Source organism: Burkholderia sp. MBR-1, assembly GCF_013822785.1.
Classification (GTDB): domain Bacteria; phylum Pseudomonadota; class Gammaproteobacteria; order Burkholderiales; family Burkholderiaceae; genus Burkholderia; species Burkholderia vietnamiensis.
In genome coordinates this window covers 2965613-2987868 of the sequence record NZ_CP053609.1, presented here as the reverse complement: position 1 = coordinate 2987868, position 22256 = coordinate 2965613, and the positions used below count along the sequence as shown (strand labels likewise).

At 68.3% G+C, this 22256-nt stretch carries 20 protein-coding genes; 10 read left to right on the top strand and 10 right to left on the bottom strand.

Features of this window, described 5'->3' with window-relative positions:
- The first annotated feature begins 53 nt into the window (after positions 1-53).
- Positions 54-2855: a bifunctional [glutamate--ammonia ligase]-adenylyl-L-tyrosine phosphorylase/[glutamate--ammonia-ligase] adenylyltransferase gene (gene glnE, locus MBR110_RS13830; protein ID WP_046425619.1), complete on the top strand. Its 2802-nt coding sequence runs from the start codon at positions 54-56 to the stop codon at positions 2853-2855.
- Positions 2856-3254: 399 nt separating this feature from the next.
- Here glnE and recN read toward each other — a convergent pair whose 3' ends face one another.
- Together recN and MBR110_RS13820 are read right to left on the bottom strand one after the other, a co-directional pair.
- Complete coding sequence (gene recN, locus MBR110_RS13825) at positions 3255-4904, bottom strand: DNA repair protein RecN (protein ID WP_059693998.1); 1650 nt, start codon at positions 4902-4904, stop codon at positions 3255-3257.
- Between the two features lie 19 nt (positions 4905-4923).
- Positions 4924-5826: an NAD kinase gene (locus tag MBR110_RS13820; RefSeq protein ID WP_011883345.1), complete on the bottom strand. Its 903-nt coding sequence runs from the start codon at positions 5824-5826 to the stop codon at positions 4924-4926.
- Positions 5827-5956: 130 nt separating this feature from the next.
- Here MBR110_RS13820 and hrcA point away from each other — a divergent pair, with 130 nt between their 5' ends.
- The 3 genes from hrcA to MBR110_RS13805 all read left to right on the top strand — a co-directional run bounded on the left by hrcA (position 5957) and on the right by MBR110_RS13805 (position 8616).
- Positions 5957-6979 (top strand): heat-inducible transcriptional repressor HrcA, encoded by a 1023-nt coding sequence (gene hrcA / locus MBR110_RS13815; RefSeq protein WP_011883347.1) that lies wholly within the window; start codon positions 5957-5959, stop codon positions 6977-6979.
- 159 nt (positions 6980-7138) lie between these two features.
- Positions 7139-8203, top strand: a complete 1065-nt coding sequence (hemH, locus tag MBR110_RS13810) for a ferrochelatase (RefSeq protein WP_011883349.1) — start codon at positions 7139-7141, stop codon at positions 8201-8203.
- A gap of 5 nt (positions 8204-8208) precedes the next feature.
- Positions 8209-8616 carry an RNA-binding S4 domain-containing protein gene (locus tag MBR110_RS13805; protein ID WP_034194465.1) on the top strand — a complete coding sequence of 136 codons (408 nt, stop codon included), beginning with the start codon at positions 8209-8211 and terminating at the stop codon, positions 8614-8616.
- Here MBR110_RS13805 and MBR110_RS13800 read toward each other — a convergent pair.
- Positions 8588-8749, bottom strand: coding sequence for a hypothetical protein (locus MBR110_RS13800; protein ID WP_011883353.1), 162 nt, complete (start codon positions 8747-8749; stop codon positions 8588-8590). The genes MBR110_RS13805 and MBR110_RS13800 overlap by 29 nt on opposite strands.
- A gap of 327 nt (positions 8750-9076) precedes the next feature.
- Between MBR110_RS13800 and grpE the strand changes: the two genes are divergently transcribed.
- The 5 genes from grpE to MBR110_RS13775 all read left to right on the top strand — a co-directional run bounded on the left by grpE (position 9077) and on the right by MBR110_RS13775 (position 15652).
- Complete coding sequence (gene grpE, locus MBR110_RS13795; RefSeq protein WP_011883354.1) at positions 9077-9622, top strand: nucleotide exchange factor GrpE; 546 nt, start codon at positions 9077-9079, stop codon at positions 9620-9622.
- A gap of 10 nt (positions 9623-9632) precedes the next feature.
- The gene (locus MBR110_RS13790; RefSeq protein WP_059463847.1) at positions 9633-10064 is read left to right on the top strand and encodes a thioredoxin family protein; all 432 of its coding nucleotides are present in this window, start codon (positions 9633-9635) and stop codon (positions 10062-10064) included.
- Positions 10065-10211: 147 nt separating this feature from the next.
- Entirely contained in the window at positions 10212-12164 is a 1953-nt protein-coding gene (gene dnaK, locus MBR110_RS13785) for a molecular chaperone DnaK (RefSeq protein ID WP_011883357.1), read from the top strand.
- Between the two features lie 256 nt (positions 12165-12420).
- On the top strand, positions 12421-13557 hold the full coding sequence (gene dnaJ, locus MBR110_RS13780; protein WP_011883359.1) for a molecular chaperone DnaJ: 1137 nt from the start codon (positions 12421-12423) through the stop codon (positions 13555-13557).
- A gap of 4 nt (positions 13558-13561) precedes the next feature.
- Positions 13562-15652 carry a chorismate-binding protein gene (locus MBR110_RS13775; RefSeq protein WP_181709096.1) on the top strand — a complete coding sequence of 697 codons (2091 nt, stop codon included), beginning with the start codon at positions 13562-13564 and terminating at the stop codon, positions 15650-15652.
- A 116-nt stretch (positions 15653-15768) separates the two neighbouring features.
- On the opposite strand, the gene panB is transcribed toward MBR110_RS13775, so the two are convergent.
- The 7 genes from panB to MBR110_RS13740 are packed head-to-tail and all read right to left on the bottom strand — an operon-like array spanning position 15769 to position 21031.
- Positions 15769-16584 (bottom strand): 3-methyl-2-oxobutanoate hydroxymethyltransferase, encoded by an 816-nt coding sequence (gene panB / locus MBR110_RS13770; RefSeq protein ID WP_011883363.1) that lies wholly within the window; start codon positions 16582-16584, stop codon positions 15769-15771.
- Positions 16585-16631: 47 nt separating this feature from the next.
- On the bottom strand, positions 16632-17318 hold the full coding sequence (locus MBR110_RS13765; RefSeq protein WP_014722489.1) for a deoxynucleoside kinase: 687 nt from the start codon (positions 17316-17318) through the stop codon (positions 16632-16634).
- A complete protein-coding gene (folK, locus tag MBR110_RS13760) occupies positions 17315-17857 on the bottom strand; it encodes a 2-amino-4-hydroxy-6-hydroxymethyldihydropteridine diphosphokinase (protein WP_034194455.1) in 543 nt (180 codons plus the stop codon). The genes MBR110_RS13765 and folK overlap by 4 nt, the downstream gene beginning before the upstream one ends.
- Before the next feature lie 33 nt (positions 17858-17890).
- On the bottom strand, positions 17891-19444 hold the full coding sequence (pcnB, locus tag MBR110_RS13755; RefSeq protein ID WP_011883369.1) for a polynucleotide adenylyltransferase PcnB: 1554 nt from the start codon (positions 19442-19444) through the stop codon (positions 17891-17893).
- Positions 19445-19449: 5 nt separating this feature from the next.
- A complete protein-coding gene (locus MBR110_RS13750; protein ID WP_011883370.1) occupies positions 19450-20127 on the bottom strand; it encodes an HAD family hydrolase in 678 nt (225 codons plus the stop codon).
- Between the two features lie 11 nt (positions 20128-20138).
- A complete protein-coding gene (hda, locus tag MBR110_RS13745; RefSeq protein WP_059624085.1) occupies positions 20139-20873 on the bottom strand; it encodes a DnaA regulatory inactivator Hda in 735 nt (244 codons plus the stop codon).
- A gap of 5 nt (positions 20874-20878) precedes the next feature.
- The gene (locus MBR110_RS13740) at positions 20879-21031 is read right to left on the bottom strand and encodes a hypothetical protein (RefSeq protein WP_181709266.1); all 153 of its coding nucleotides are present in this window, start codon (positions 21029-21031) and stop codon (positions 20879-20881) included.
- Between the two features lie 92 nt (positions 21032-21123).
- Here MBR110_RS13740 and purM point away from each other — a divergent pair, with 92 nt between their 5' ends.
- The gene (purM, locus tag MBR110_RS13735; RefSeq protein WP_011883372.1) at positions 21124-22179 is read left to right on the top strand and encodes a phosphoribosylformylglycinamidine cyclo-ligase; all 1056 of its coding nucleotides are present in this window, start codon (positions 21124-21126) and stop codon (positions 22177-22179) included.
- Positions 22180-22256: the final 77 nt, after the last annotated feature.

Here is a 22256-nt window from a genome sequence, read left to right as displayed (position 1 = left end):
CACGCGCGACCCGCGGCAACGGGCCTTACCGCCACGCCCGCTTTTCGATGACGATGACCGACGCTTCCGCCCTGATCAGCACGTCCTATTCCCGCTATCTCGCCCGCGCGGTCGCCGCGCGCCCCGCGCTGGCCGAGCTGATCGCCGCGTGGGCCGACGCGCCGCTCACGCGCGCGCGGCTCGACGCGCGCCTCACCGAGTTGCTCGCGGCGAGTTCCGGCGCGGCCGCGCCGGGCGACGACGAATTGAAGCGCGCGCTGCGGCAGTTGCGCGTCGAGGTGTTCGGCGCGGTGGCGGAGCGCGACCTGCGCGGCGTCGCGGACGTCGCCGAGGTCACGTCCGCGATGACCGACCTCGCCGAAGTGGCCGTGCAGCGCTCGCTCGCGCTGCTGTCCGCGGAGCTCGAGGCCACCTACGGCGAGCCGCGCGGCGCCGACGGCCAGCGCGTCGTGCTCGGCGTGGTCGGGATGGGCAAGCTCGGCGGCCGCGAGCTGAACGTGTCGTCGGACATCGACCTGATCTTCGTCTACGAGGACGACGGCGAGACGGCCGGCGGCACGCGCGCGCCGCTGTCCACGCAGGAGTACTTCACGCGGCTCGGCCGGCGCCTGATCGGCGTGCTGTCCGAGGTCACCGCCGACGGCTACGTGTTTCGCGTCGACATGCGGCTGCGTCCCAACGGCGATTCCGGGCCGCTCGTATGCAGCCTCGGGATGCTCGAGGAATACTTCTACGTGCAGGGGCGCGAATGGGAGCGCTATGCATGGATCAAGGGGCGGCTCGTGTCGGAAGGCGACAGCGACGCGGCGCGGCGGCTCGCATCGCAGCTCGAAGCAATCGTCAAGCCGTTCGTCTACCGCCGCTATCTCGATTTCGGCGTGATCGGCGCGATCCGTTCGCTGCATCAGCAGATCCGGCACGAGGCCGCGCGCCGCGCGTCGATGCGGCCCGACAAGGCCGACGACATCAAGCTCGGGCGCGGCGGCATCCGCGAGATCGAATTCAGCGCGCAGGTGTTCCAGCTGATCCGCGGCGGCCAGGACGCGGAGTTCCGCGTGCGGCCGACGCTCGCGGTGCTGCGCCATGCGCAGGCGCGCGGGCTGATCGGCGAGGACGTGCGCGAGCGGCTGACCGACGCGTACAACTTCCTGCGCACGCTCGAGCATCGGCTGCAGTATCGCGACGACGCGCAGACCCACGCGATGCCGGTCGATCCGGGCGAACGGGCGGTGCTTGCCGCGTCGCTCGGTTTTGCCGACTACGCGGCGCTCACCGCCGCGCTCGATGCGCACCGGACCTTCGTCGAGGCGCAGTTCGACCAGATCTTCGCCGACAAGGGCAATGGCGGCGCGTGCGCGTCGGGCGAAGACGCTGCCGCCGCCTGGATATGGAGCGGCGCGCTCGCGGACGACGGCGACGACGAGACGCTGCTCGCGCGCCTCGACGGCCTCGGCTTCGCCGATCCGGCCGCGGTGCTCGCCCGGCTGCGCGCGATCTGGCAGTCGTCGCGCTATGCCGGTCTGCCGGAAAAGAGCCGGCAGCGCTTCGACAGCGTCGCGCAGCGCGCGCTCGAGGCCGCGCCGCGGATCGACGCCGCGCGCCGCGACGAGACGGTCGTGCGATTGTTCGATCTGCTGGAGACGGTCAGCCGGCGCGGCGTTTATCTCGCGCTGCTCACCGAGTACCCGGCCGCGCTCGATCGCGTGCTGTCGGTGCTCGGCACGACGCGCTGGGGCGGCGGCTATCTGATTCGGCATCCGCAATTGCTCGACGAGCTGCTCGACGACGAGGCGATCGCGAGCCCGTTCGACTGGCCCGCGTTCAAGGACGCGCTGCGCGCGCGGCTCGCCGCCGCCGACGGCCCCGAGCAGCAGATGGACCTGCTGCGGCACGCACAGCATGCGGAGGTGTTCCGCATCCTGCTGATCGACCTGGCCGGCCAGCTGTCGGTCGAGCACGTGAGCGACCGGCTGTCCGAGCTCGCCGATGCAGTGCTCGACGTGACGATCGAGGTCGTCTGGTCGCAGCTCGCGAAACGCCATCGCGACGTGCCGAAGTTCGCGGTGATCGCATACGGCAAGCTCGGCGGCAAGGAGCTCGGCTATGCGTCGGATCTCGATCTGATCTTCCTGTACGACGACCCGGACGAGCGCTCGGCGGACGTCTATACGACGTTTACGCGGCGGCTCATCACGTGGCTCACCACCGCGACCGGCGCGGGCGCGCTGTTCGACATCGACCTGCGGCTGCGGCCGAACGGCGAGGCCGGGCTGCTCGTCACCGATCTCGATGCGTTCCGCCGTTACCAGCTGCGCGAAGGCGATGCGGCGAATACCGCGTGGGTCTGGGAGCACCAGGCGCTGACGCGCGCGCGGTACAGCGCCGGCGACGCGCAGATCGGCGCGGCCTTCGAGGCGATCCGCCAGCAGGTGCTGACGACGCCGCGCGATGCGGCTGTGCTCGCGCGGGAAATCGTCGACATGCGCGACAAGGTGTTCGCCGGTCACCCGAACCACAGCGAGCTGTTCGACCTGAAGCACGATCGCGGCGGGATGGTCGACATCGAGTTCATCGTCCAGTACTGGGTGCTGCTGCATGCGTCGAGCGATGCCGAGCTGATCCGCAACACCGGCAACATCGCGCTGCTGCGCGAAGTCGCGCGGTTCGGGCTGATGGAGGCGGACGAGGCGGAGTGCGTCGGCGCCGCGTACCGCAAATACCGGAAGCTGCAGCACAAGCTGCGGCTCGACGGGATGGAGAAGGCGCGCGTCGACCCGGCGGTCGTGGCCGAGGAGCGGGCGGCCGTTACGGCGCTGTGGGCGCGGGTGTTCGGGGCGGTTCGAACGGGTGTTTGAGAGCGGCGGGTGGGGTGGGTGTTTGAGGCGATGATGAGGTGGGGCGGGCGCGTCGTATCGCGCAGTCGGGCCGCCGGTGATGGCCGGCGCGTCCGTTCCGCGGTTGCTTGCGGGGATTCGGGCGGGTGAGGTCGGAGTGCGGCCCGGTGTAGTCCGGTGCTTCGTGGTGTGGACCGGCGCGGCTCGGTGTGGTGTAGGCCGGCGCGACTCGGTGTGGCTCGGCACGGCGCGGCTCGGCACGGCTTCGGCACGGCACGGCACGACTCGGTGCGGCCCAGCACGGCTCGCAGTGGCCCAGCACGGCTCCGTGTGATCCGGCGCGGGCCGATATAGCCCGGCATGCCCCGATCCGGCCCGGGGTGGTCCGCCTCCATCCGACCCGGCCGTCGGCCGGGCCGCTCAGGCCGCGAGCATTTCCTTCGCGTGCTTGCGCGTGGTCGCGGTGATCTCCAGCCCGCCGAGCATCCGCGCGACTTCCTCCACACGGCTCGCCTTGTCGAGCGCGATGACCGACGATACGGTGCCGCCGCGCTCGTCCGCGCCCTTCGCGACCTGGAAGTGATGGTCGCCGCGCGCCGCGACCTGCGGCAGGTGCGTCACGCACAGCACCTGGCGGTTGCGCCCCAGCTGGTGCAGCAGGCGCCCGACCACTTCGGCGACGCCGCCGCCGATCCCGGTGTCGACCTCGTCGAAGATCAGCGTGGGCGTGGGGCTGGCCGCGCTGGCGATCACCGCGAGCGCGAGACTGATCCGCGCGAGTTCGCCGCCCGACGCGACTTTCGCGAGCGGCCGCAGCGGCACGCCGGGATGGCCGGCGACGCGGAATTCGACCTGTTCGAGCCCGTGCGGGCCGCCGTCGGCCAGCGGCACGAGCGCGACTTCGAAGCTGCCGCCGGCCATCGACAATTCCTGCATGCCGGCCGTGACCGCGGCGCCGAGCGCCTTCGCCGCCTGCGCGCGCGCCTTCGACAGCCGTTTCGCGTCGGCGAGATAGGCATCCCACGCCTTCGACTGCGCGGCTTCGAGCGCGCCGAGGTCGGCGGCCGCATCGAGCGCCGCGAGCTGCGCGCGGCGCGCCGCATGCTCCTCGTGCAGCGTGTCGGGCGGCAGTCGGAACTTTCGGGCGGTCGAGTGCAGCGCGTCGAGGCGCGCTTCGACCTGCGCGAGCCGGGCCGGATCGAGATCGAGCCGCTGCGCGTAGTGCGACAGCGAATAGACGGCTTCCTGCAGCTGGATCTCGGCCGGTTCGAGTGACGCGAGCGCGTCGGCGAGCCCGCTGTCGTAGTCGGCCAGGCCGCGCAGCTTCGACACGATCGCGCCGAGTTGGGGCAGCATCGCGCCGTCGGCCTCCGACAGCGCGTTGAGCGCGCCCTGCACGCCGTCGATCAGGTTCGCCGAATGCGACAGGCGCTTGTGCTCGTGGCCCACCTCATCCCATTCGCCCGGTTGCGGCGCGAGCTTGTCGAGCTCGGCGAGCTGCCATGCGAGCTTTTCGCGTTCGAGCTGAAGCTCGCGCTCGTGCGCCTTTGCCGCGTCGATCGCCTGTGTCGCGTCGCGCCACACGCGCCATGCGCGCGCGACGTTGGCGGCATCGGCGGCCAAGCCCGCGTGCGTGTCGAACAGCTCGCGTTGCGCGTCGGGCCGCATCAGCAACTGGTGCGCATGCTGGCCGTGGATGTCGACCAGCATCTCGCCGAGCTCGCGCAGTTGGGCAAGCGTGGCGCTGGTGCCGTTGATGAACGCGCGCGAGCGGCCGTTCGCGTCGATCACGCGACGCAGCATCACGGTGTCCTCGGCATCGAACGCGTGCTCGTCGAGCCAGCGCGCGACGCGGTCGTGCGGCGTGAACTCGGCGGTGATGTCGGCGCGGCCGCAGCCGGCGCGCACGACGCTCGCGTCGGCGCGCTCGCCGAGGGCGAGCGCCAGCGCGTCGATCAGGATCGACTTGCCGGCGCCGGTTTCGCCGGAAAAGACGGTGAAGCCGCCGTCGAATTCGAGATCGAGCGCGGCGACGATGACGAAGTCGCGTATCGAGAGGTGGCGCAGCATGGTGTCGGGCTCGCTTGCGTCAGGACGCCTTGTCGTCTTCGTTCGATGCGTGTTCGTTCCAGTGCAGCTTCTTGCGCAGCGTCGCGTAATAGCTGTAGCCGATCGGGTGCAGGAACGGCACCGTGTGCTTCGAGCGGCGCACTTCGATCGTGTCGTTCAGCTCGAGCGCCGTGAAGGACTGCATGTCGAAGTTCACGTTGACGTCGCGACCGGCGACGATCTGGATGGCGATCTTCGAATCGTCCGGCAGCACGATCGGCCGGTTCGACAGCGCGTGCGGCGCGATCGGCACGAGCACGACGCCCTGCAGTTGCGGATGCAGGATCGGGCCGGCCGACGACAGCGCGTACGCGGTCGAGCCGGTGGGCGTCGCGACGATCAGGCCGTCCGAACGCTGGTTGTACATATAGCGGCCGTCGACCGACGCGCGCAGCTCGACCATCCCGGAAAAGCCGCTGCGGTTCACGACGACGTCGTTGAAGGCGAGCGCGTGGTAGATCGGTTCGCCGTTGCGCACGATCCGCGCCTCGAGCAGCGAGCGCTCCTCGCGCTCGAACTTGCCCGACAGGATCACCGGCACGAGCGCCTGCATGTCGGCTGCGGCGATGTCGGTGATGAAGCCGAGCCGCCCGTGGTTGATGCCGATCAACGGCGTCTTGTACGGCGCGAGCTGGCGGCCGATGCCGAGCATCGTGCCGTCGCCGCCGAGCACCACCGCGACGTCCGCGCGCGCGCCGATTTCCGCCGGCGTGAGCGCCGGATAGCCCGAGATGCCGATCTCGCGCGCGGTATCGGCCTCGAACACGACGTCGAAGCCGAGTTTCGCGATGCAGCCAGCGAGCGTGGCGAGCGGCTCGGCGATGCCGGGCGTGTTGCTCCGGCCGACGAGCGCAACAGTATTGAACTGATTACCGGTTTTCATGCCGGCATTACACCATAGCTCGTTGACGAAAAGAACCGGCTCCGCGCGCACGGGGCCGGATCGGCCGGCCGGCGCGATGAACGCTGCGGCCACTCGCCGCGCCCGCCCGGTTGCGCTAAAATTTTCCACCATGCTAGATCCTCGCGCACGAACCCTCCTCAAAACCCTGATCGAACGGTATATCGCCGACGGTCAGCCGGTCGGCTCGCGCACGTTGTCCCGTTACTCCGGGCTCGAGCTGAGCCCGGCGACGATCCGCAACGTGATGTCCGACCTGGAGGAGCTCGGCCTCGTGTCCAGCCCGCATACCTCCGCCGGGCGCGTCCCGACGCCGCGCGGTTACCGGCTGTTCGTCGACACGATGTTGACGGTCGAGGCGCCGATCGACGCCGAGGCCGTCGCGCGGCAGGTGCAGAACACGCTGCAGGCCGGCGAGCCGCAGCAGCGCGTGGTGGCGGCGGCGGCGAGCGTGCTGTCGAACCTGTCGCAGTTCGCCGGCGTCGTGCTGACGCCGCGGCGCAGCCACGTGTTCAAGCAGATCGAATTCATGCGGCTGTCGGACAAGCGGATCCTGCTGATCATCGTCACGCCCGAAGGCGACGTGCAGAACCGGATGCTCGCGACGCCGCGCGACTACACGCCGTCGCAGCTGACCGAGGCGTCGAACTACATCAACGCGCACTTTGCCGGCCTGTCGTTCGACGAGGTGCGCCGCCGCCTGCGCGACGAGATCGACCAGCTGCGCGGCGACATGACCACGCTGATGCACGCGGCCGTGACGGCCAGCACCGAGGTGCCCGACACCGAGGACACCGTGCTGATTTCCGGCGAGCGCAACCTGCTCGAGGTGGCTGACCTGTCGTCCGACATGGCGCGGCTGCGCAAGCTGTTCGACGTGTTCGACCAAAAGACGGGCCTCCTGCAACTGCTCGACGTGTCGAGCCACGCCCAGGGCGTGCAGATATTCATCGGCGGCGAATCGACGCTCGTGCCGATCGAGGAAATGAGCGTCGTCACCGCGCCGTACGAGGTGAACGGCAAGATCGTCGGCACGCTCGGCGTGATCGGCCCGACCCGCATGGCGTACAACCGCGTGATCCCGATCGTCGACATCACGGCGCGGCTGCTGTCGCTCGCGCTGAGCCAGCAATAAGCCGGCCGCTTGCGCACCGTCATCGTTCTGTCATCGTCCCGCCATCGTGCCGCGGCGCCGTGTGCGCCGCCAGTCGGCCGAACGGCCAGCCGCCCCGATCGAGGCGGCCCGCTATAATTGAGAGCCGTTCGACTGCGTGCCGCGAGCACGATCCTGCCCATGCGCTTTGACCTTGAGCCGCCTTCGAGCGTCGCGGCTGCCCATCGCATCGGTGTGCTGCTGATCAATCTCGGCACGCCCGACGCCCCGACCCCGCGCGCGGTGCGCCGCTATCTCGCCGAATTCCTGTCCGATCCGCGCGTCGTCGAAATTCCGCAGGCCATCTGGCAGGTGCTGCTGCGCACGGTGATCCTGCCGTTGCGCGGCCGCGCGTCGGCGAAGAAATACGCGGCGGTCTGGATGCCTGAAGGCTCGCCGTTGCGGGTGTACACCGAACGCCAGACCGAAGGCGTGCGGCATTTGCTCGCAGCGAACGATTATCAGGTGCAGGTCGATTACGCGATGCGCTACGGCAGCCCGAACATCGCGCAGGCGCTCGCGCAGTTCAAGCGCGCGGGCGTCGAACGCGTGCTGTTGATGCCGATGTATCCGCAATACTCGGCGTCCACCACCGCAACCGCGTTCGATGCCGCGTTCGCCGCGCTCACGCGGATGCGCAACCAGCCGGAAGTGCGCACGGTGCGGCACTATGCCGACCATCCGGCCTATATCCATGCGCTCGCCGAGCAGGTGCGTCACTACTGGGCGCAGCACGGCCGGCCCGACTTCGCGGCCGGCGACAAGCTCGTACTGAGCTTCCACGGCGTGCCGAAGCGCACGCTCGACCTGGGCGACCCCTATCACGACCAGTGCCAGCAGACGGGCGCACTGCTGATGGCCGCGCTCGGGCTGTCCACGCTCGAATGCCGCGTGACGTTCCAGTCGCGCTTCGGCAAGGCCGAGTGGCTGCAGCCGTACACGGCGCCGACGCTGCGCGAGCTCGGCGAGGCCGGCGTGCGGCGCGCCGACGTGTTCTGTCCGGGCTTCACGGCCGATTGCCTGGAGACGATCGAGGAAATCGGCATGGAAGTGCGCGACGAGTTTCTCGCGGGCGGCGGCCAGGCGTTCCACCGGATACCGTGCCTGAACGGGGCGTCCGCGTGGATCGGCGCGCTCGGCGAGATCGTCGCCGAGAATCTGCAGGGCTGGCCGGCCAAGGCGGCGCAGCCCGAAACGGTGAGTTGAACGCGATGAACTACAGGATTTCGACCGAACCGGGCGCGAAACTGCGCATCGACAAGTGGCTGTGGGCGGCGCGGTTCTTCAAGACGCGTTCGCTTGCATCGGACGCGGTCGACAAGGGCCACGTGAAGATCGGCGGCGCGGCCGTCAAGCCGTCGAAGGACGTGCGCGTCGGCGACGAGGTCGAGATTGCGATCGACGGAGTGGTCTGGCACATTGCCGTGCTGGGCATCTGCGACGTGCGCGGGCCGGCGAGCGTCGCGCAGACGCTCTACGCGGAAACCGAGGCCGGCCGCACCGCGCGGCTCGCCGAACTCGAACGGCGCCGTACCTACCGGGAGCCGGCGGCCGAGCTGCACGGCCGGCCGACCAAGCGCGACCGTCGCATCATCGACAGATTTTCGGGTGAACGCTGAACATCTGGTCGAACGTCGCGCGGGCGCTGCCGTATTCGGTGGTGCGGTCGGTGACGGCGCCGGACAGGCAGATGGTGGTGGTGCCGGCAATGAGTACCAGCGCGACCACCGATATCGCAAAGGTCAGTTTCACGGTACTCGCCTCATGGTGGATGTCGGGCGGCGGCAAGCTAGGGTTAACGCGCTTTCCGACGCTTGAATGGAGTGTAGTGCAGGCCCCGATGCCGAGCTAGTACTTGCCTGGTAAGCGGTGTTACCGGTCGTTTCGTCCAATCTGGCGGCAAATGCGTGCAATCGCGCGCCGCGCGCGCGGTTGTTTCGCGGTCTTCACGAATCGGCGCGGATAACCCTCTTGAAATCGCAGTTTCCGGCCTTATTTGCAGCAGCAATGTGCGGCGCCGCGGGCATACGGCCCGGCGGTTGCCGGTTTGGCTTCAACCTCTAATCGACTTTCAGCGACATGGAAAACACGCAAGAGAACCCGGCTACCCAATCGGCCGAAGACATCGGCAGCGCGAAGCAAGCGGCACAAGGCGCCGCTCCCGCCGCCGAAGCCGCCGACGCGGCGCTCGCGGAGGCTCAAGCCAAGGTCGCCGAGCTGCAGGAGAGCTACCTGCGGGCGAAGGCCGAGACCGAAAACGTCCGTCGCCGCGCGCAGGACGACGTGTCGAAGGCGCACAAGTTTGCGATCGAGAGCTTCGCCGAGCACCTGCTGCCGGTGCTCGACAGCCTCGAGGCGGCTGCCGTCGATACCTCCGGCGACATCGCGAAGGTGCGCGAAGGCGTCGAGCTGACGCTGCGCCAGTTGACGAGCGCGCTCGAGAAGGGCCGCGTCGTCGCGATCAACCCGGTCGGCGAGAAGTTCGACCCGCACCAGCACCAGGCGATTTCGATGGTCCCGGCCGAGCAGGAGCCGAACACCGTCGTGGCCGTGCTGCAAAAAGGCTACATGATCGCCGACCGCGTGCTGCGCCCGGCGCTCGTCACCGTCGCGCAGCCGAAGTAAGGCGGCCGCGATGCTTCCCGCCGGCGTCGATCCGGCTGCGTTCGAGGCGTTCGACATGCAGGCGTTGGCGGCCGACACGTTCGACGCCGAACTCGCCGGCGCCGGCGACGCGCTGGCCGTCGTGTTCTTCTGGGGCGTCGACTGCTTCAACTGCGAGATCGCGAAGAAGGCGATGCTCGCGCAACCCGACGCGATCCGCGCGCTGGGCCTGAAGTGGTTCCATTGCAACGTCTACGAACATCATGAGCTGGGGCGCCGCTTCGGCCTGCACGGCGTGCCGACGTGGTTCTTCTTCCACGGCGGCAAGCGGCTCGGCCGCGCGACCGGCTGGCATGGGCTCGCGCAGTTCGAGGCGGCGGTGGCCGCGGCGCGCGCGAAGATCGCCGCGGCGTCCGGCGACGGCCGCGGCACCCCGCACGATCCGAATACCGGCGGCGATTGAAAAAATTTAATATCCGCATCGCTTGGCGGGTCTTGAAAACGGATCGGCCGGACGCATTTCGGGAACAGAGTTGAATTCTGGCGTGCGAAACCGCCCAAAAACGTGGGGTTTCGCGCAGCAAACAGGCATTTCTGGAGATTAGGAAAAATGGGAAAGATCATCGGTATTGACCTCGGCACCACGAACTCGTGCGTCGCCATCATGGAAGGCAATCAGGTCAAGGTCATCGAGAACTCGGAAGGCGCGCGCACGACGCCGTCGATCATCGCCTACATGGACGATAACGAAGTGCTCGTCGGCGCACCGGCCAAGCGTCAGTCCGTGACCAACCCGAAGAACACGCTGTTCGCGGTGAAGCGCCTGATCGGCCGTCGCTTCGAAGAGAAGGAAGTCCAGAAGGACATCGGCCTGATGCCGTACGCGATCATCAAGGCCGACAACGGCGACGCATGGGTCGAAGCGCACGGCGAGAAGCTCGCGCCGCCGCAGATTTCGGCTGAAGTGCTGCGCAAGATGAAGAAGACGGCCGAAGACTACCTCGGCGAGCCGGTCACGGAAGCCGTGATCACGGTGCCGGCGTACTTCAACGACAGCCAGCGTCAGGCGACCAAGGACGCCGGCCGCATCGCGGGCCTCGAAGTCAAGCGGATCATCAACGAGCCGACCGCCGCGGCGCTCGCGTTCGGCCTCGACAAGGCAGAGAAGGGTGACCGCAAGATCGCCGTGTACGACCTCGGCGGCGGTACGTTCGACGTGTCGATCATCGAAATCGCGGACGTCGACGGCGAAATGCAGTTCGAAGTGCTGTCGACCAACGGCGACACGTTCCTCGGCGGCGAAGACTTCGACCAGCGCATCATCGATTACATCATCGGCGAGTTCAAGAAGGAGCAGGGCGTCGACCTGTCGAAGGACGTGCTCGCGCTGCAGCGCCTGAAGGAAGCGGCCGAAAAGGCGAAGATCGAGCTGTCGTCGAGCCAGCAGACCGAAATCAACCTGCCGTACATCACGGCGGACGCATCGGGTCCGAAGCACTTGAACCTGAAGATCACCCGCGCGAAGCTGGAAGCGCTGGTGGAAGACCTCGTCGAGCGCACGATCGAACCGTGCCGCATCGCGATCAAGGACGCCGGCGTCAAGGTGTCGGACATCGACGACGTGATCCTGGTCGGCGGCCAGACCCGCATGCCGAAGGTGCAGGAGAAGGTGAAGGAGTTCTTCGGCAAGGAACCGCGCCGTGACGTGAACCCGGACGAAGCCGTCGCGGTTGGCGCGGCGATCCAGGGCCAGGTTCTGTCGGGCGACCGCAAGGACGTGCTGCTGCTCGACGTGACCCCGCTGTCGCTCGGCATCGAGACGCTCGGCGGCGTGATGACGAAGATGATCACCAAGAACACGACGATCCCGACGAAGCACTCGCAGGTGTATTCGACGGCGGACGACAACCAGTCGGCCGTGACGATCAAGGTGTTCCAGGGCGAACGCGAGATGGCCGCGGGCAACAAGCTGCTCGGCGAGTTCAACCTCGAAGGCATCCCGCCCGCACCGCGCGGCGTGCCGCAGATCGAAGTGACCTTCGACATCGACGCGAACGGCATCCTGCACGTCGGCGCGAAGGACAAGGCGACCGGCAAGGAAAACAAGATCACGATCAAGGCGAACTCGGGCCTGTCTGATGCCGAAATCGACCAGATGATCAAGGACGCGGAAGCGAACGCGGCGGAAGACCACAAGCTGCGTGAGCTGGCCGATTCGCGCAACCAGGGCGACGCGCTCGTCCACAGCACGAAGAAGGCGCTCACCGAGTACGGCGACAAGCTGGACGCGGGCGAGAAGGAAAAGATCGAAGCGGCGCTGAAGTCGCTCGAGGACGTCCTGAAGGATACGTCGGCCGACAAGGCGGCGATCGACGCGAAGGTCGAGGAGCTCGGCAAGGCTTCGCAGAAGCTCGGCGAAAAGATGTACGCCGACATGCAGGCGCAGCAGGCCGGTGCGGCGGGCGCGGCAGGTGCAGCGGAAGGCGCGGCCCATGCGGGCGGCGCGCAGCAGGCAGCTGACGACGTCGTCGACGCCGAGTTCAAGGAAGTGAAGAAGGACTAAGCCGGGTTGCCATGGCACCGCACGCCGCGCACGACGCGCGGTGTGCGGTGCGGCTGAACAGCGGTCTGTCTTTCCTTCCGGATGGCCGGATCGACTCCACGCCTGGCGGGCCTCGCGGCCCTCCGGGCACATTTGTTTTTTGGCGGGTGCTGCGTGAGCCGTCCGCGGACGGTGCAGCGCCAGACGAGTCGAGAGACTTTACTGCGGGCGAAAGGAGCCGCCGCGTGCGCGATGCGTGGCGGCACAGTGAATCGATATGGCGAAACGGGATTACTACGAGGTTCTGGGCGTCGCGAAGAATGCGAGCGACGACGAAATCAAGAAGGCATATCGCAAGCTTGCGATGAAGTACCACCCCGACCGCAATCCGGACAACAAGGATGCGGAAGAGCATTTCAAGGAGGCGAAGGAAGCCTATGAAATGCTGTCGGACGGCCAGAAGCGTGCAGCGTACGACCAGTACGGCCACGCGGGCGTCGATCCGAACATGGCCGGCGCGGGCGGTCAGGGCTTCGGCGGCTTCGCGGATGCGTTCGGCGACATCTTCGGCGACATCTTCGGTCAGGCCGCGGGCGGCGCCGCGCGCGGCGGCCGCGGCGGCCCGCAGGTGTATCGCGGCGCGGACCTGCGCTACAGCATGGAGATCACGCTGGAGCAGGCCGCGCACGGCTACGATACGCAGATCCGCGTGCCGAGCTGGGTGTCGTGCGAAGTCTGTCACGGCTCGGGCGCGAAGCCCGGCACGAAGCCGGAAACCTGCCCGACCTGTCACGGCCAGGGCACGGTGCGCATGTCGCAGGGCTTCTTCAGCATCCAGCAGACCTGCCCGAAGTGTCACGGCACCGGCACCTACATCCCCGAACCGTGCGCGCACTGCCATGGCTCGGGCAAGGTGAAGGAAACCAAGACGCTCGAGGTGAAGATCCCGGCCGGCATCGACGACGGGATGCGGATCCGCTCGGCCGGCAACGGCGAGCCGGGCATCAACGGCGGGCCGCCGGGCGACCTGTACGTCGAGATCCACATCAAGCCGCACGCGGTGTTCGAGCGCGACGGCGACGATCTGCACTGCCAGATGCCGATCCCGTTCACGACCGCCGCGCTCGGCGGCGAGATCGAGGTGCCGACGCTGGCCGGCCGCGCGTCGTTCCCGGTGCCGGAAGGCACGCAGTCGGGCAAGACGTTCCGGCTGCGCGGCAAGGGCATCAAGGGGCTGCGCTCGAGCATCGCCGGCGATCTGTACGTGCACGTGCAGGTCGAGACGCCGGTGAAGCTGACCGACCAGCAGCGCGACCTGCTCAAGCAGTTCGAGAAGTCGCTGGCCGAGGGCGGTGCGCGTCACAGCCCGCAGAGCAAGAGCTGGTTCGACCGCATGAAGAGCTTCTTCGAGTGAACGCATGACTGAAGGCTGCGAGAGCGCGTCGTTCGCGCTCTTGGACGATTGCGACTCGACCGCGTCCGAGCGGTCGAGTCGTTTGTATTCCGGTTTCGTGCACGAACGCGTCTGCACGGATCCGGCACGGCTCGACGAGGTCGACGCGGCGCTCGCGCAGGATCTGCGCGACGGGCTGCACGCGGTCGTCGTCGGCGATTACGAATTCGGGCGCAATCTGCAACGAGCGCAGCCGGGCGACGCCCCGCTGCGCTTTTTGCTGTATGCGCGCTGCGAGCGCCTGTCGCGCGACGAAGCCGACGCATGGCTCGCGCAGCAGGACGGCGGCGGCCCGCCGTCGATCGCGGGCGTCGCGCATGTCGCCAAGAGCGTGTCGCGCGACGCATTCGACGCGGCGATAGCGGCCGTGCACGACGCGCTGCGCGCGGGCGATTCGTACCAGATCAACTACACGTATCGGCTGAATTTCGACATGTTCGGCACGCCGCTCGCGCTGTACCGGCGGCTGCGCGCGCGTCAGCCGGTGCGTTACGGCGCGCTGATCGCGCTGCCCGACGGCGGGTGGGTCGTATCGTGTTCGCCGGAGCTGTTCGTCGAGAAGCACGGCGACGTGCTGCGCGCGCGGCCGATGAAGGGCACCGCACCGCGCTCGGCCGATCCGCACGAAGATGCCGCGGCGGCCGCGTTCCTCGCGAACGATCCGAAGAACCGCGCCGAAAACGTGATGATCGTCGACCTGCTGCGCAACGACGTGTCGCGCATCGCCCGCACGGGCTCGGTGAAGGTGCCGGCGCTGTTCTCGGTCGAGCCGTATGCGTCGGTGTGGCAGATGACGTCGACCGTCGAGGCCGGCTGGCGCGATGGCACCACGTTCGCGCAGATGCTGCGCGCGCTGTTTCCGTGCGGGTCGATCACCGGCGCGCCGAAGCACAAGACGATGGAGCTGATCGATGCGATCGAGGCGACGCCGCGCGGGCTCTACACGGGTGCGATCGGCTGGCTCGATGCGCCGCACGGGGCGTCGAGCGGCGCGGCCGGTTGCGGCGACTTCTGCCTGTCGGTCGCGATCCGGACGCTGATGATCGAGGCGGCTGAAGCAGTCGCGGCGTTGGAAGCACCTGAAGCACACAGAGCATCCCAAGCACCTCAAGCACCTCAAGCACCCGAAGCACCCGAAGCACCCGAAGCACCCGAAGCACCCGAAGCACCCGAAGCACCCGAAGCACCCGAAGCACCCGAAGCACCCGAAGCACCCGAAGCACCCACCGCGATCCCCCCGTTGGGTTCCCCTGCCACAGCCGCCGCCGCGCCGCACGGAGAGCGCGCCGCCGCCTCTACCGGCCGTTGGCGCGGCACGATGGGCGTCGGCGCGGGCATCGTCCTCGACAGCGTGGCCGCCGACGAATACGCGGAGTGCGAATTGAAAGCGCGTTTCCTAACCGACGCCGATCCCGGCTTCCGCTTGTTCGAAACCACCGCCGCGACGCGCGCGACCGGCATCCGCCACGTCGAGCGCCATCTCGCCCGGCTGCAACGCAGCGCCGACGCGTTCGGCTTTCGCTTCGACGCCGCCGCGTTGCGCCGCGCGATCGACGCGCGCTGCGCGGCGCTCGACGGCGACGGCCCGTACCGGATGAAGCTCGCGCTCGCGAAGGACGGCACGCTCGAGATCACCGTCGCGGCGCTGCAGCCGCTGCCGGCGGGGCCGGTCGGTGTGATGCTTGCGTCTGCGCACGGCTTCGCGCCGACGCGCAGCGACGACGCGCTGCTGCTGCACAAGACGACCCACCGTGCCGAATACGACCGCGCATGGCAGGCGGCCGAGGCGCTCGGCGGCTTCGACATGCTGTTCGTCAACGAGCGCGGCGAGGTGACCGAAGGCGGCCGCTCGAACTTGTTCGTGAAGCTCGACGGGCGCTGGGTCACGCCGCCGCTGGCGAGCGGCGTGCTGCCGGGCGTGATGCGCGGCGTGCTGCTCGACGATCCGGCGTTCGACGCGCTGGAGCGGATCGTCACGCGCGACGACCTCGCGCGCGCGGATGCGCTGCTGCTGACCAACGCGCTGCGCGGCGCGCTCGACGCCGTGTTGAAATGATGCACTGATGGCCCGCGCGGCGTGCCGCATAGATAAAAAAGCGCGGCGTCCCGTACAGGACGCCGCGCTTTTTTGTCCGGGCCGCGCGCCCGGCGAGCGAGCGGCCGGCCCGCGGATCAGAACGAATGCTCGGGGCCGGGGAACGTGCACTCCTTCACCGCGCTGACGTACGCTTCGACGGCGGCCTGGATGCTCGGCTGGCCTTGCATGAAATCTTTCACGAAGCGCGGCCGCTTGCCGGGGAAGATGCCCAGCATGTCGTGCAGCACCAGCACCTGGCCCGAGCAATCGAGCCCCGCGCCGATCCCGATCGTCGGGATCTTCAGCATGTGCGTGACTTCGGCGGCCACGAGCGTCGGCACCGCTTCGAGCACGACGAGCTGCGCGCCGGCGTCCTCGATCGCGCGCGCGTCGCGCAGCAACTGCGCGGCGCCGGCTTCGGTGCGGCCCTGAACCTTGAAGCCGCCGAACGCATGCACCGACTGCGGCGTGAGGCCGAGATGCGCGCACACCGGCACCGAGCGTTCGACGAGAAAGCGGATCGTGTCGGCGAGCCATTCGCCGCCTTCGAGCTTGACCATCTGCGCGCCCGCGCGCATCAGCGCGACCGAATGGGCGAACGCTTCCGCGGGCGTGCCGTAGGTGCCGAACGGCAGATCGGCGACGACCAGCGCGCGCGGCTGCACGCGCGCGACGCACGCGGTGTGGTACGCGATGTCGTCGAGCGACACGGGCAGCGTGGTCGTGTGGCCTTGCAGCACGTTGCCGAGCGAGTCGCCGATCAGCAGCACGTCGGTGCCGGCGCGATCGAGCAGCGCGGCGAAGCTCGCGTCGTAGCAGGTCAGCATCGCGATCTTCTCGCCGGCTTCGCGCATTGCCTGCAGCTTCGGCACAGTGATCGCAGGCCGGCTCGATTCCTGGAGATAGGTCATGGGGAAATCCGGTTCGAATGGGGGAGGAACGGCGGGCGGTGCGCGCGTCAGCGCGTCGTCTCGCCCTTGACGAAGAATTCCTTGCGGCCGCGCATCGTGTCGATGCGCTCGATCAGCAGCGCGAGGTCTTCGGGGGAATCCAGCGGGTTCAGATGTTCGGCCGCGACCGTCAGTACCGGCGTGCGGTCGTAGTGATAGAAGAATTCGTTGTAGGCGTCGACCAGCGCGCGCAGGTACGCGTCGCTGATCTGCAGCTCCATCGGCAGGCCGCGCTTCTGGATGCGCGAGAACAGCACCTCGGGGCTCGCCTGCAGATAGACGACCAGATCGGGCGCGGGCGCCTGCGGTACGTCGACGTGCGCGGCGATCGCGCGGTACAGCTGCCATTCGTCTTCCGGCAGGTTCAGCCGCGCGAAGATGTCGTTCTTCTGCGGCATGAAATCGGCGACCACCGGCCGGCCGGTGTCGAGCGCGCCGAGCAGCTCGCGCGCCTGCTGCGCGCGCTGCAGCGCGAACGCGAGCTGCGCGGGCAGCGCGTAGCGCGCGGTGTCGCGGTAGAAGCGTTCGAGAAACGGGTTGTCCTGCGGGCGCTCGAGCAGCGCCTGCATCGACCAGCGTTCGGCGAGCAGGCGCGCCAGCGTCGTCTTGCCGACGCCGATCGGGCCTTCGATCACCAGGTAGCGGTGCGGGGCGCGCAGATCGGGCGCGGTGACGGTCAGCGGAGCATTGTTCATCGGCAGCGGTTCTTGTCGGCGTCTGCGCCGGCGGCGAGGGCCTTCTGCATCAGGCATTGGCAGGTCTGCACCTTCTCGACGCGCTGATCGGCGACGGCCGCGAGAAATGCGTCGGCGCGGCCGCGCAGCGGGATGTCGAGCGCCGGGTCGATTTCGATGAGCGGCACGAGCGCGAAGGCGCGGTCGGTGAGGCGGGGATGCGGGACGATCAGGTCGGGCTCGTCGATCGCATCGGTGCCGAACAGCAGGATGTCGAGGTCGAGCGTGCGCGGTGCGTTGCGATACGGGCGCTCGCGCCCGAAGTGATGTTCGATCTTCTGGCAGAGCGCGAGCAGCTCGCGGGCCGACAGCGTCGTGTCGAGCTTGACGACGCAGTTGTAGTAATCGTCGCCGCTCGCTTCGAACGGCGCCGTGCGATACAGGCTCGATTTGCCGAGGACCGAGATGGCGCGCTGCTGTGCCAGGCACACCACCGCGTCCTTCAGAGTCTGGCGCGCATCGCCGAGATTCGCCCCCAGTCCGATATATGCAACCGTCATGGCATCACTTCCTACGTCGTTCGCCAGCGAGCGTCAGTCGCCCGAACCGCCCTCGGTGTCCCGCGACTGCTCGGCTGCACCTTCGCCCGGCTGGCGGTTTCGCGCGCCGCCGCGGCGGCGCCGCTTGCGCGGCGATTTTTCCTTCGGACCGCCCTGCGTGAGGAGGGCCTCACGCGCGGCTGCATCGCCTTCGATGAAATCCGTCCACCACTGGCCGACCTCTGCATCGAGCTCGCCGGATTCGCAGCGTAACAGGAGGAAATCATACCCCGCTCTAAATCTTTGGTGTTCCAGCAGCCGCATCGCACTGCGGCCCGAGCGCTTCTCGAGGCGCAGCTGCAGCCCCCAGATCTCGCGCATGTCGGCCGAGTAGCGCTTGTGGATCGCGAGCTTCTCGGTCTGCATGTCGAGCACGTCGTCCATCGCGCGATGCAGGGCCGGCACCGGGAATTCGCCGTCGGCCGAGTATTGCTCGAAGCGCTGGCGCATGTCGTGCCACAGCAGCGTCGCGAACAGGAAGCCGGGCGACACCGGCTTGCCGGCGCGCACGCGCGCGTCGGTGTTGTTCAGCGCGAGCGTGATGAACTTCTCGCCCTGCGGCTGTTCGAGCACGACGTCGAGCAGCGGCAGCAGCCCGTGGTGCAGCCCCTGCTCGCGCAGCTGCTTCAGGCACGCGAGCGCGTGGCCCGACAGCAGCAGCTTCAGCATCTCGTCGAACAGGCGCGCGGCCGGCACGTTGTTGATCAGGTCGGCCAGCGGCTTGATCGGCTCGCGCGTGTGCGGCTCGATCTCGAAGCCGAGCTTCGCCGCGAAGCGCACCACGCGCAGCATCCGCACCGGATCCTCGCGATAGCGGGTGGCCGGATCGCCGATCATCCGCAGCAGACGGGCGCGCATGTCGGCCATCCCGTCGTGGTAATCGAGCACCGTCTGCGTCGACGGGTCGTAGTACATCGCGTTGATCGTGAAGTCGCGGCGCGCCGCGTCTTCGTGCTGCTCGCCCCAGACGTTGTCGCGCAGCACGCGGCCGCTCGCGTCGACCGCATGCGTACGGCGATCGAGCTCGTCGCGCTTCAGGCGCTTCGGCGGCTCGGCCGGCGCGGCCTCGGGCGGCGCATCGACCAGCGCGCGGAACGTCGACACCTCGATCAGCTCCTGACCGAACTGCACGTGCACGATCTGGAAGCGGCGGCCGATCAGGCGGGCGCGGCGGAACAGGCGCTGCACCTCGGTCGGCGTCGCGTCGGTCGCGACGTCGAAGTCCTTCGGCGCGATCCCGAACAGCAGGTCGCGCACCGCGCCGCCGACGATGAACGCACGGAAGCCCGCCTGCTGCAGCGTGTCGGTCACGCGCACCGCGTTCTTCGAGATCAGCGACGGATCGATCCGGTGCACGCTGGCCGGCACGACGGTCGGTTCGTGGTTGCTGCGCGGCTTCTTCGCCGCGGCGGTGCCGCGGCTGCCCTTGGCGGCGCGCGGCGAGGTGGCGGGCGGTTCGGCCGAGGCCGAAGCTGAGGCTGCTGCGGCCGGGGCCGCTTGCTCGGCGCCGTCCTGGCCGAGCAGCTTGCGAATGAATTTTTTGATCACGACGTTCAGAAGAGGTCCAGGATGCGCCAGCCGCGGTTGCTTGCATGCGCGCGCAGCGTGTCGTCGGGGTTGGTCGCGATCGGGTCGGTGACTTTCTCGAGCAACGGGATGTCGTTGTGCGAGTCGCTGTAGAAGTAGCTGTGCTCGAAGTCGTCCCAGTGCTTGCCGAGCGACGCGAGCCATGCTTCGGTGCGCACGATCTTGCCTTCGCGATAGCTCGGCGTGCCGGTCGGCCGGCCCGTGTACGGCGAGTCGGGATGCCCGTCGGTCGTTTCGACTTCGCACGCGATCAGCGTCTCGACGCCGAATGCGGTCGCGATCGGGCGCGTGATGAATTCGTTGGTCGCCGTCACGACGCAGCACAGATCGCCGGCGTCGAGGTGCTTGCGCACCAGCTCGAGCGCGGCGGGCGTCATCGCGGGGCGGATCACCTCGTGCATGTACTGCTCGTGCCATTCGGCCAGCTGCGCGCGCGAATACTTCGCGAGCGGCGTGAGCATCGCGCACAGGTACGCGTGGATGTCGAGCTTGCCGGCCTTGTAGTCGGCGAAGAACTGATCGTTCTGACGCGAGAAGCTTTCCGCGTCGACGATGCCGAGCTTCACCATGAAGCGACCCCATTCGTGGTCGCTATCGGTCGGGATCAGCGTGTGATCGAGGTCAAAGAGTGCCAGATTAGTCATGGAAGGGCATTTTACTCGAAGCGGTTCGGGCCTGTGCCGGGCGGCGCGATGTCGTCGCCCGGGCGCGCCAGCATCCGGCGCAGCAGCGGCAGCGTGACCGCGCGCTTCTGCTCGAGCGAGAAGCGGTCGAGCGCGTCGAGCAGCGCCATCAGGCTCGGCATGTCACGGCGGAAATGGGTCAGCAGGTACGCGGCGATGTCATCGGTGAGCGCGATGCCGCGCTCCTTCGCCGCGAGCTTCAGCACGGCGATCTTGCCGGCGTCGGACGGCGGCGACAGGTGGAACACCAGCCCCCAGCCGAGCCGCGTGCGCAGGTCTTCGCGCACGTCGAGCGCGAGCGGCGCCGCGGGGCCCGCGGCCACGAACGCGCTCGACGGATGCGCACGGACTTCGTTGAACAGGTTGAACAGCGCGACCTGCTGCGCGTCGCTCATCTTGTCGCAGTCGTCGATCGCGTAGATGCCGATGCGCGGGTCGAACGTGAACGCGCCGAGCGGGCTCTGCGGCGTCAGGTAGCGCGCATAGCCGTACGACGCGTCGCTCACGAGCGCCTGCAGCAGGTGGGTGCGGCCGCTGCCCGGCTCGCCCCAGATGTAGAACGACCGGTCCGGCACGGGGCCCGCCGCGAGCGCGAGGTCGAGCTTCTGGAGCCGCGACACGAGCTCGTCGTTCTCCTCGTTCATGATGAAGTTGTCGAACGTGGCGGGCGGCGGCGTGCCGAGATCGAGCGTCAGTTGACGGGTCACGACGGTCACAATGCGAGGCGGTTGACGAAACGCGTGCCGTACGCGAGGCACGCACCGGGGATCGCGCCGACACCGGCCGCCCGCGTGGCCGCGCGCATCCGCGTGCGCAGCGTGGCGCACGGCTCGCGGAGCGGGAAAAACGGGGACGTGTCGACCAAGATGCAATCCCTGACGAATCGGTGCTGGGAATTCCGGCCAACGGGCCGGCTTCGGGTAAAATCGCATTTTACCGACCTTCTCGCATTCCCCCATGAATCCTCCGAAATCCGCTCCCGACGCTCAGGGTCTGTCCTACCGCGACGCAGGCGTCGACATCGACGCGGGCGACGCGCTCATCGACAAGATCAAGCCTTTTGCGAAGAAAACGCTGCGCGACGGCGTGCTCGGCGGCATCGGCGGCTTCGGCGCGCTGTTCGAAGTGCCGAAGAAGTACCGGGAGCCCGTGCTCGTGTCGGGCACCGACGGCGTGGGCACCAAGCTGAAGCTCGCATTTCATCTGAACAAACACGACACCGTCGGCCAGGATCTGGTCGCGATGAGCGTGAACGACATCCTCGTGCAAGGCGCCGAGCCGCTGTTCTTCCTCGACTACTTCGCCTGCGGCAAGCTCGACGTCGACACGGCCGCGACCGTCGTCAAGGGCATCGCCCATGGCTGCGAGCTGTCGGGCTGCGCGCTGATCGGCGGCGAAACGGCCGAGATGCCGGGCATGTACCCGGACGGCGAATACGACCTGGCCGGTTTTGCGGTCGGCGCGGTCGAGAAGAGCAAGATCATCGACGGCAGCACGATCGGCGCGGGCGACGTGGTGCTCGGCCTCGCATCGAGCGGCATCCATTCGAACGGCTTCTCGCTGGTGCGCAAGATCATCGAGCGCGCGAACCCCGACCTGTCGGCCGATTTCCACGGCCGCTCGCTGGCGGACACGCTGATGGCGCCCACCCGCATCTACGTGAAGCCGTTGCTCGCGCTGATGCAGAAGCTGACGGTGAAGGGCATGGCGCACATCACCGGCGGCGGTCTCGTCGAGAACATTCCGCGCGTGCTGCGCGAAGGCCTCACCGCCGAGCTCGACCAGAACGCCTGGCCGCTGCCGCCGCTGTTCAAGTGGCTGCAGGAGCACGGCGGCGTTGCGGACGCCGAAATGCACCGCGTGTTCAACTGCGGGATCGGGATGGCCGTGATCGTCGCGGCAGCCGATGCGGACGCGGCGATCGCCGACCTGACGGCCGCCGGCGAGCAGGTGTGGAAGATCGGCACCGTGCGTGCGAGCCGCGAAGGCGAGGCGCAGACGGTCGTGGTCTGACGCGCCGCCGCAGCATGCAGTGACGAAAGCCGCCCGGAGACGATCCGGGCGGTTTTTTTTCGCGCTCGGCGCGGGCG

Excerpts from the sequence above, each read along its gene's own strand:
- glnE (WP_046425619.1), top strand. The coding sequence starts at position 54 with ATGACCGACGCTTCCGCCCTGATCAGCACGTCCTATTCCCGCTATCTC.
- recN (WP_059693998.1), bottom strand. The coding sequence starts at position 4,904 with ATGCTGCGCCACCTCTCGATACGCGACTTCGTCATCGTCGCCGCGCTC.
- MBR110_RS13820 (WP_011883345.1), bottom strand. The coding sequence starts at position 5,826 with ATGAAAACCGGTAATCAGTTCAATACTGTTGCGCTCGTCGGCCGGAGC.
- hrcA (WP_011883347.1), top strand. The coding sequence starts at position 5,957 with ATGCTAGATCCTCGCGCACGAACCCTCCTCAAAACCCTGATCGAACGG.
- hemH (WP_011883349.1), top strand. The coding sequence starts at position 7,139 with ATGCGCTTTGACCTTGAGCCGCCTTCGAGCGTCGCGGCTGCCCATCGC.
- MBR110_RS13805 (WP_034194465.1), top strand. The coding sequence starts at position 8,209 with ATGAACTACAGGATTTCGACCGAACCGGGCGCGAAACTGCGCATCGAC.
- grpE (WP_011883354.1), top strand. The coding sequence starts at position 9,077 with ATGGAAAACACGCAAGAGAACCCGGCTACCCAATCGGCCGAAGACATC.
- MBR110_RS13790 (WP_059463847.1), top strand. The coding sequence starts at position 9,633 with ATGCTTCCCGCCGGCGTCGATCCGGCTGCGTTCGAGGCGTTCGACATG.
- dnaK (WP_011883357.1), top strand. The coding sequence starts at position 10,212 with ATGGGAAAGATCATCGGTATTGACCTCGGCACCACGAACTCGTGCGTC.
- dnaJ (WP_011883359.1), top strand. The coding sequence starts at position 12,421 with ATGGCGAAACGGGATTACTACGAGGTTCTGGGCGTCGCGAAGAATGCG.
- MBR110_RS13775 (WP_181709096.1), top strand. The coding sequence starts at position 13,562 with ATGACTGAAGGCTGCGAGAGCGCGTCGTTCGCGCTCTTGGACGATTGC.
- panB (WP_011883363.1), bottom strand. The coding sequence starts at position 16,584 with ATGACCTATCTCCAGGAATCGAGCCGGCCTGCGATCACTGTGCCGAAG.
- MBR110_RS13765 (WP_014722489.1), bottom strand. The coding sequence starts at position 17,318 with ATGAACAATGCTCCGCTGACCGTCACCGCGCCCGATCTGCGCGCCCCG.
- folK (WP_034194455.1), bottom strand. The coding sequence starts at position 17,857 with ATGACGGTTGCATATATCGGACTGGGGGCGAATCTCGGCGATGCGCGC.
- MBR110_RS13750 (WP_011883370.1), bottom strand. The coding sequence starts at position 20,127 with ATGACTAATCTGGCACTCTTTGACCTCGATCACACGCTGATCCCGACC.
- purM (WP_011883372.1), top strand. The coding sequence starts at position 21,124 with ATGAATCCTCCGAAATCCGCTCCCGACGCTCAGGGTCTGTCCTACCGC.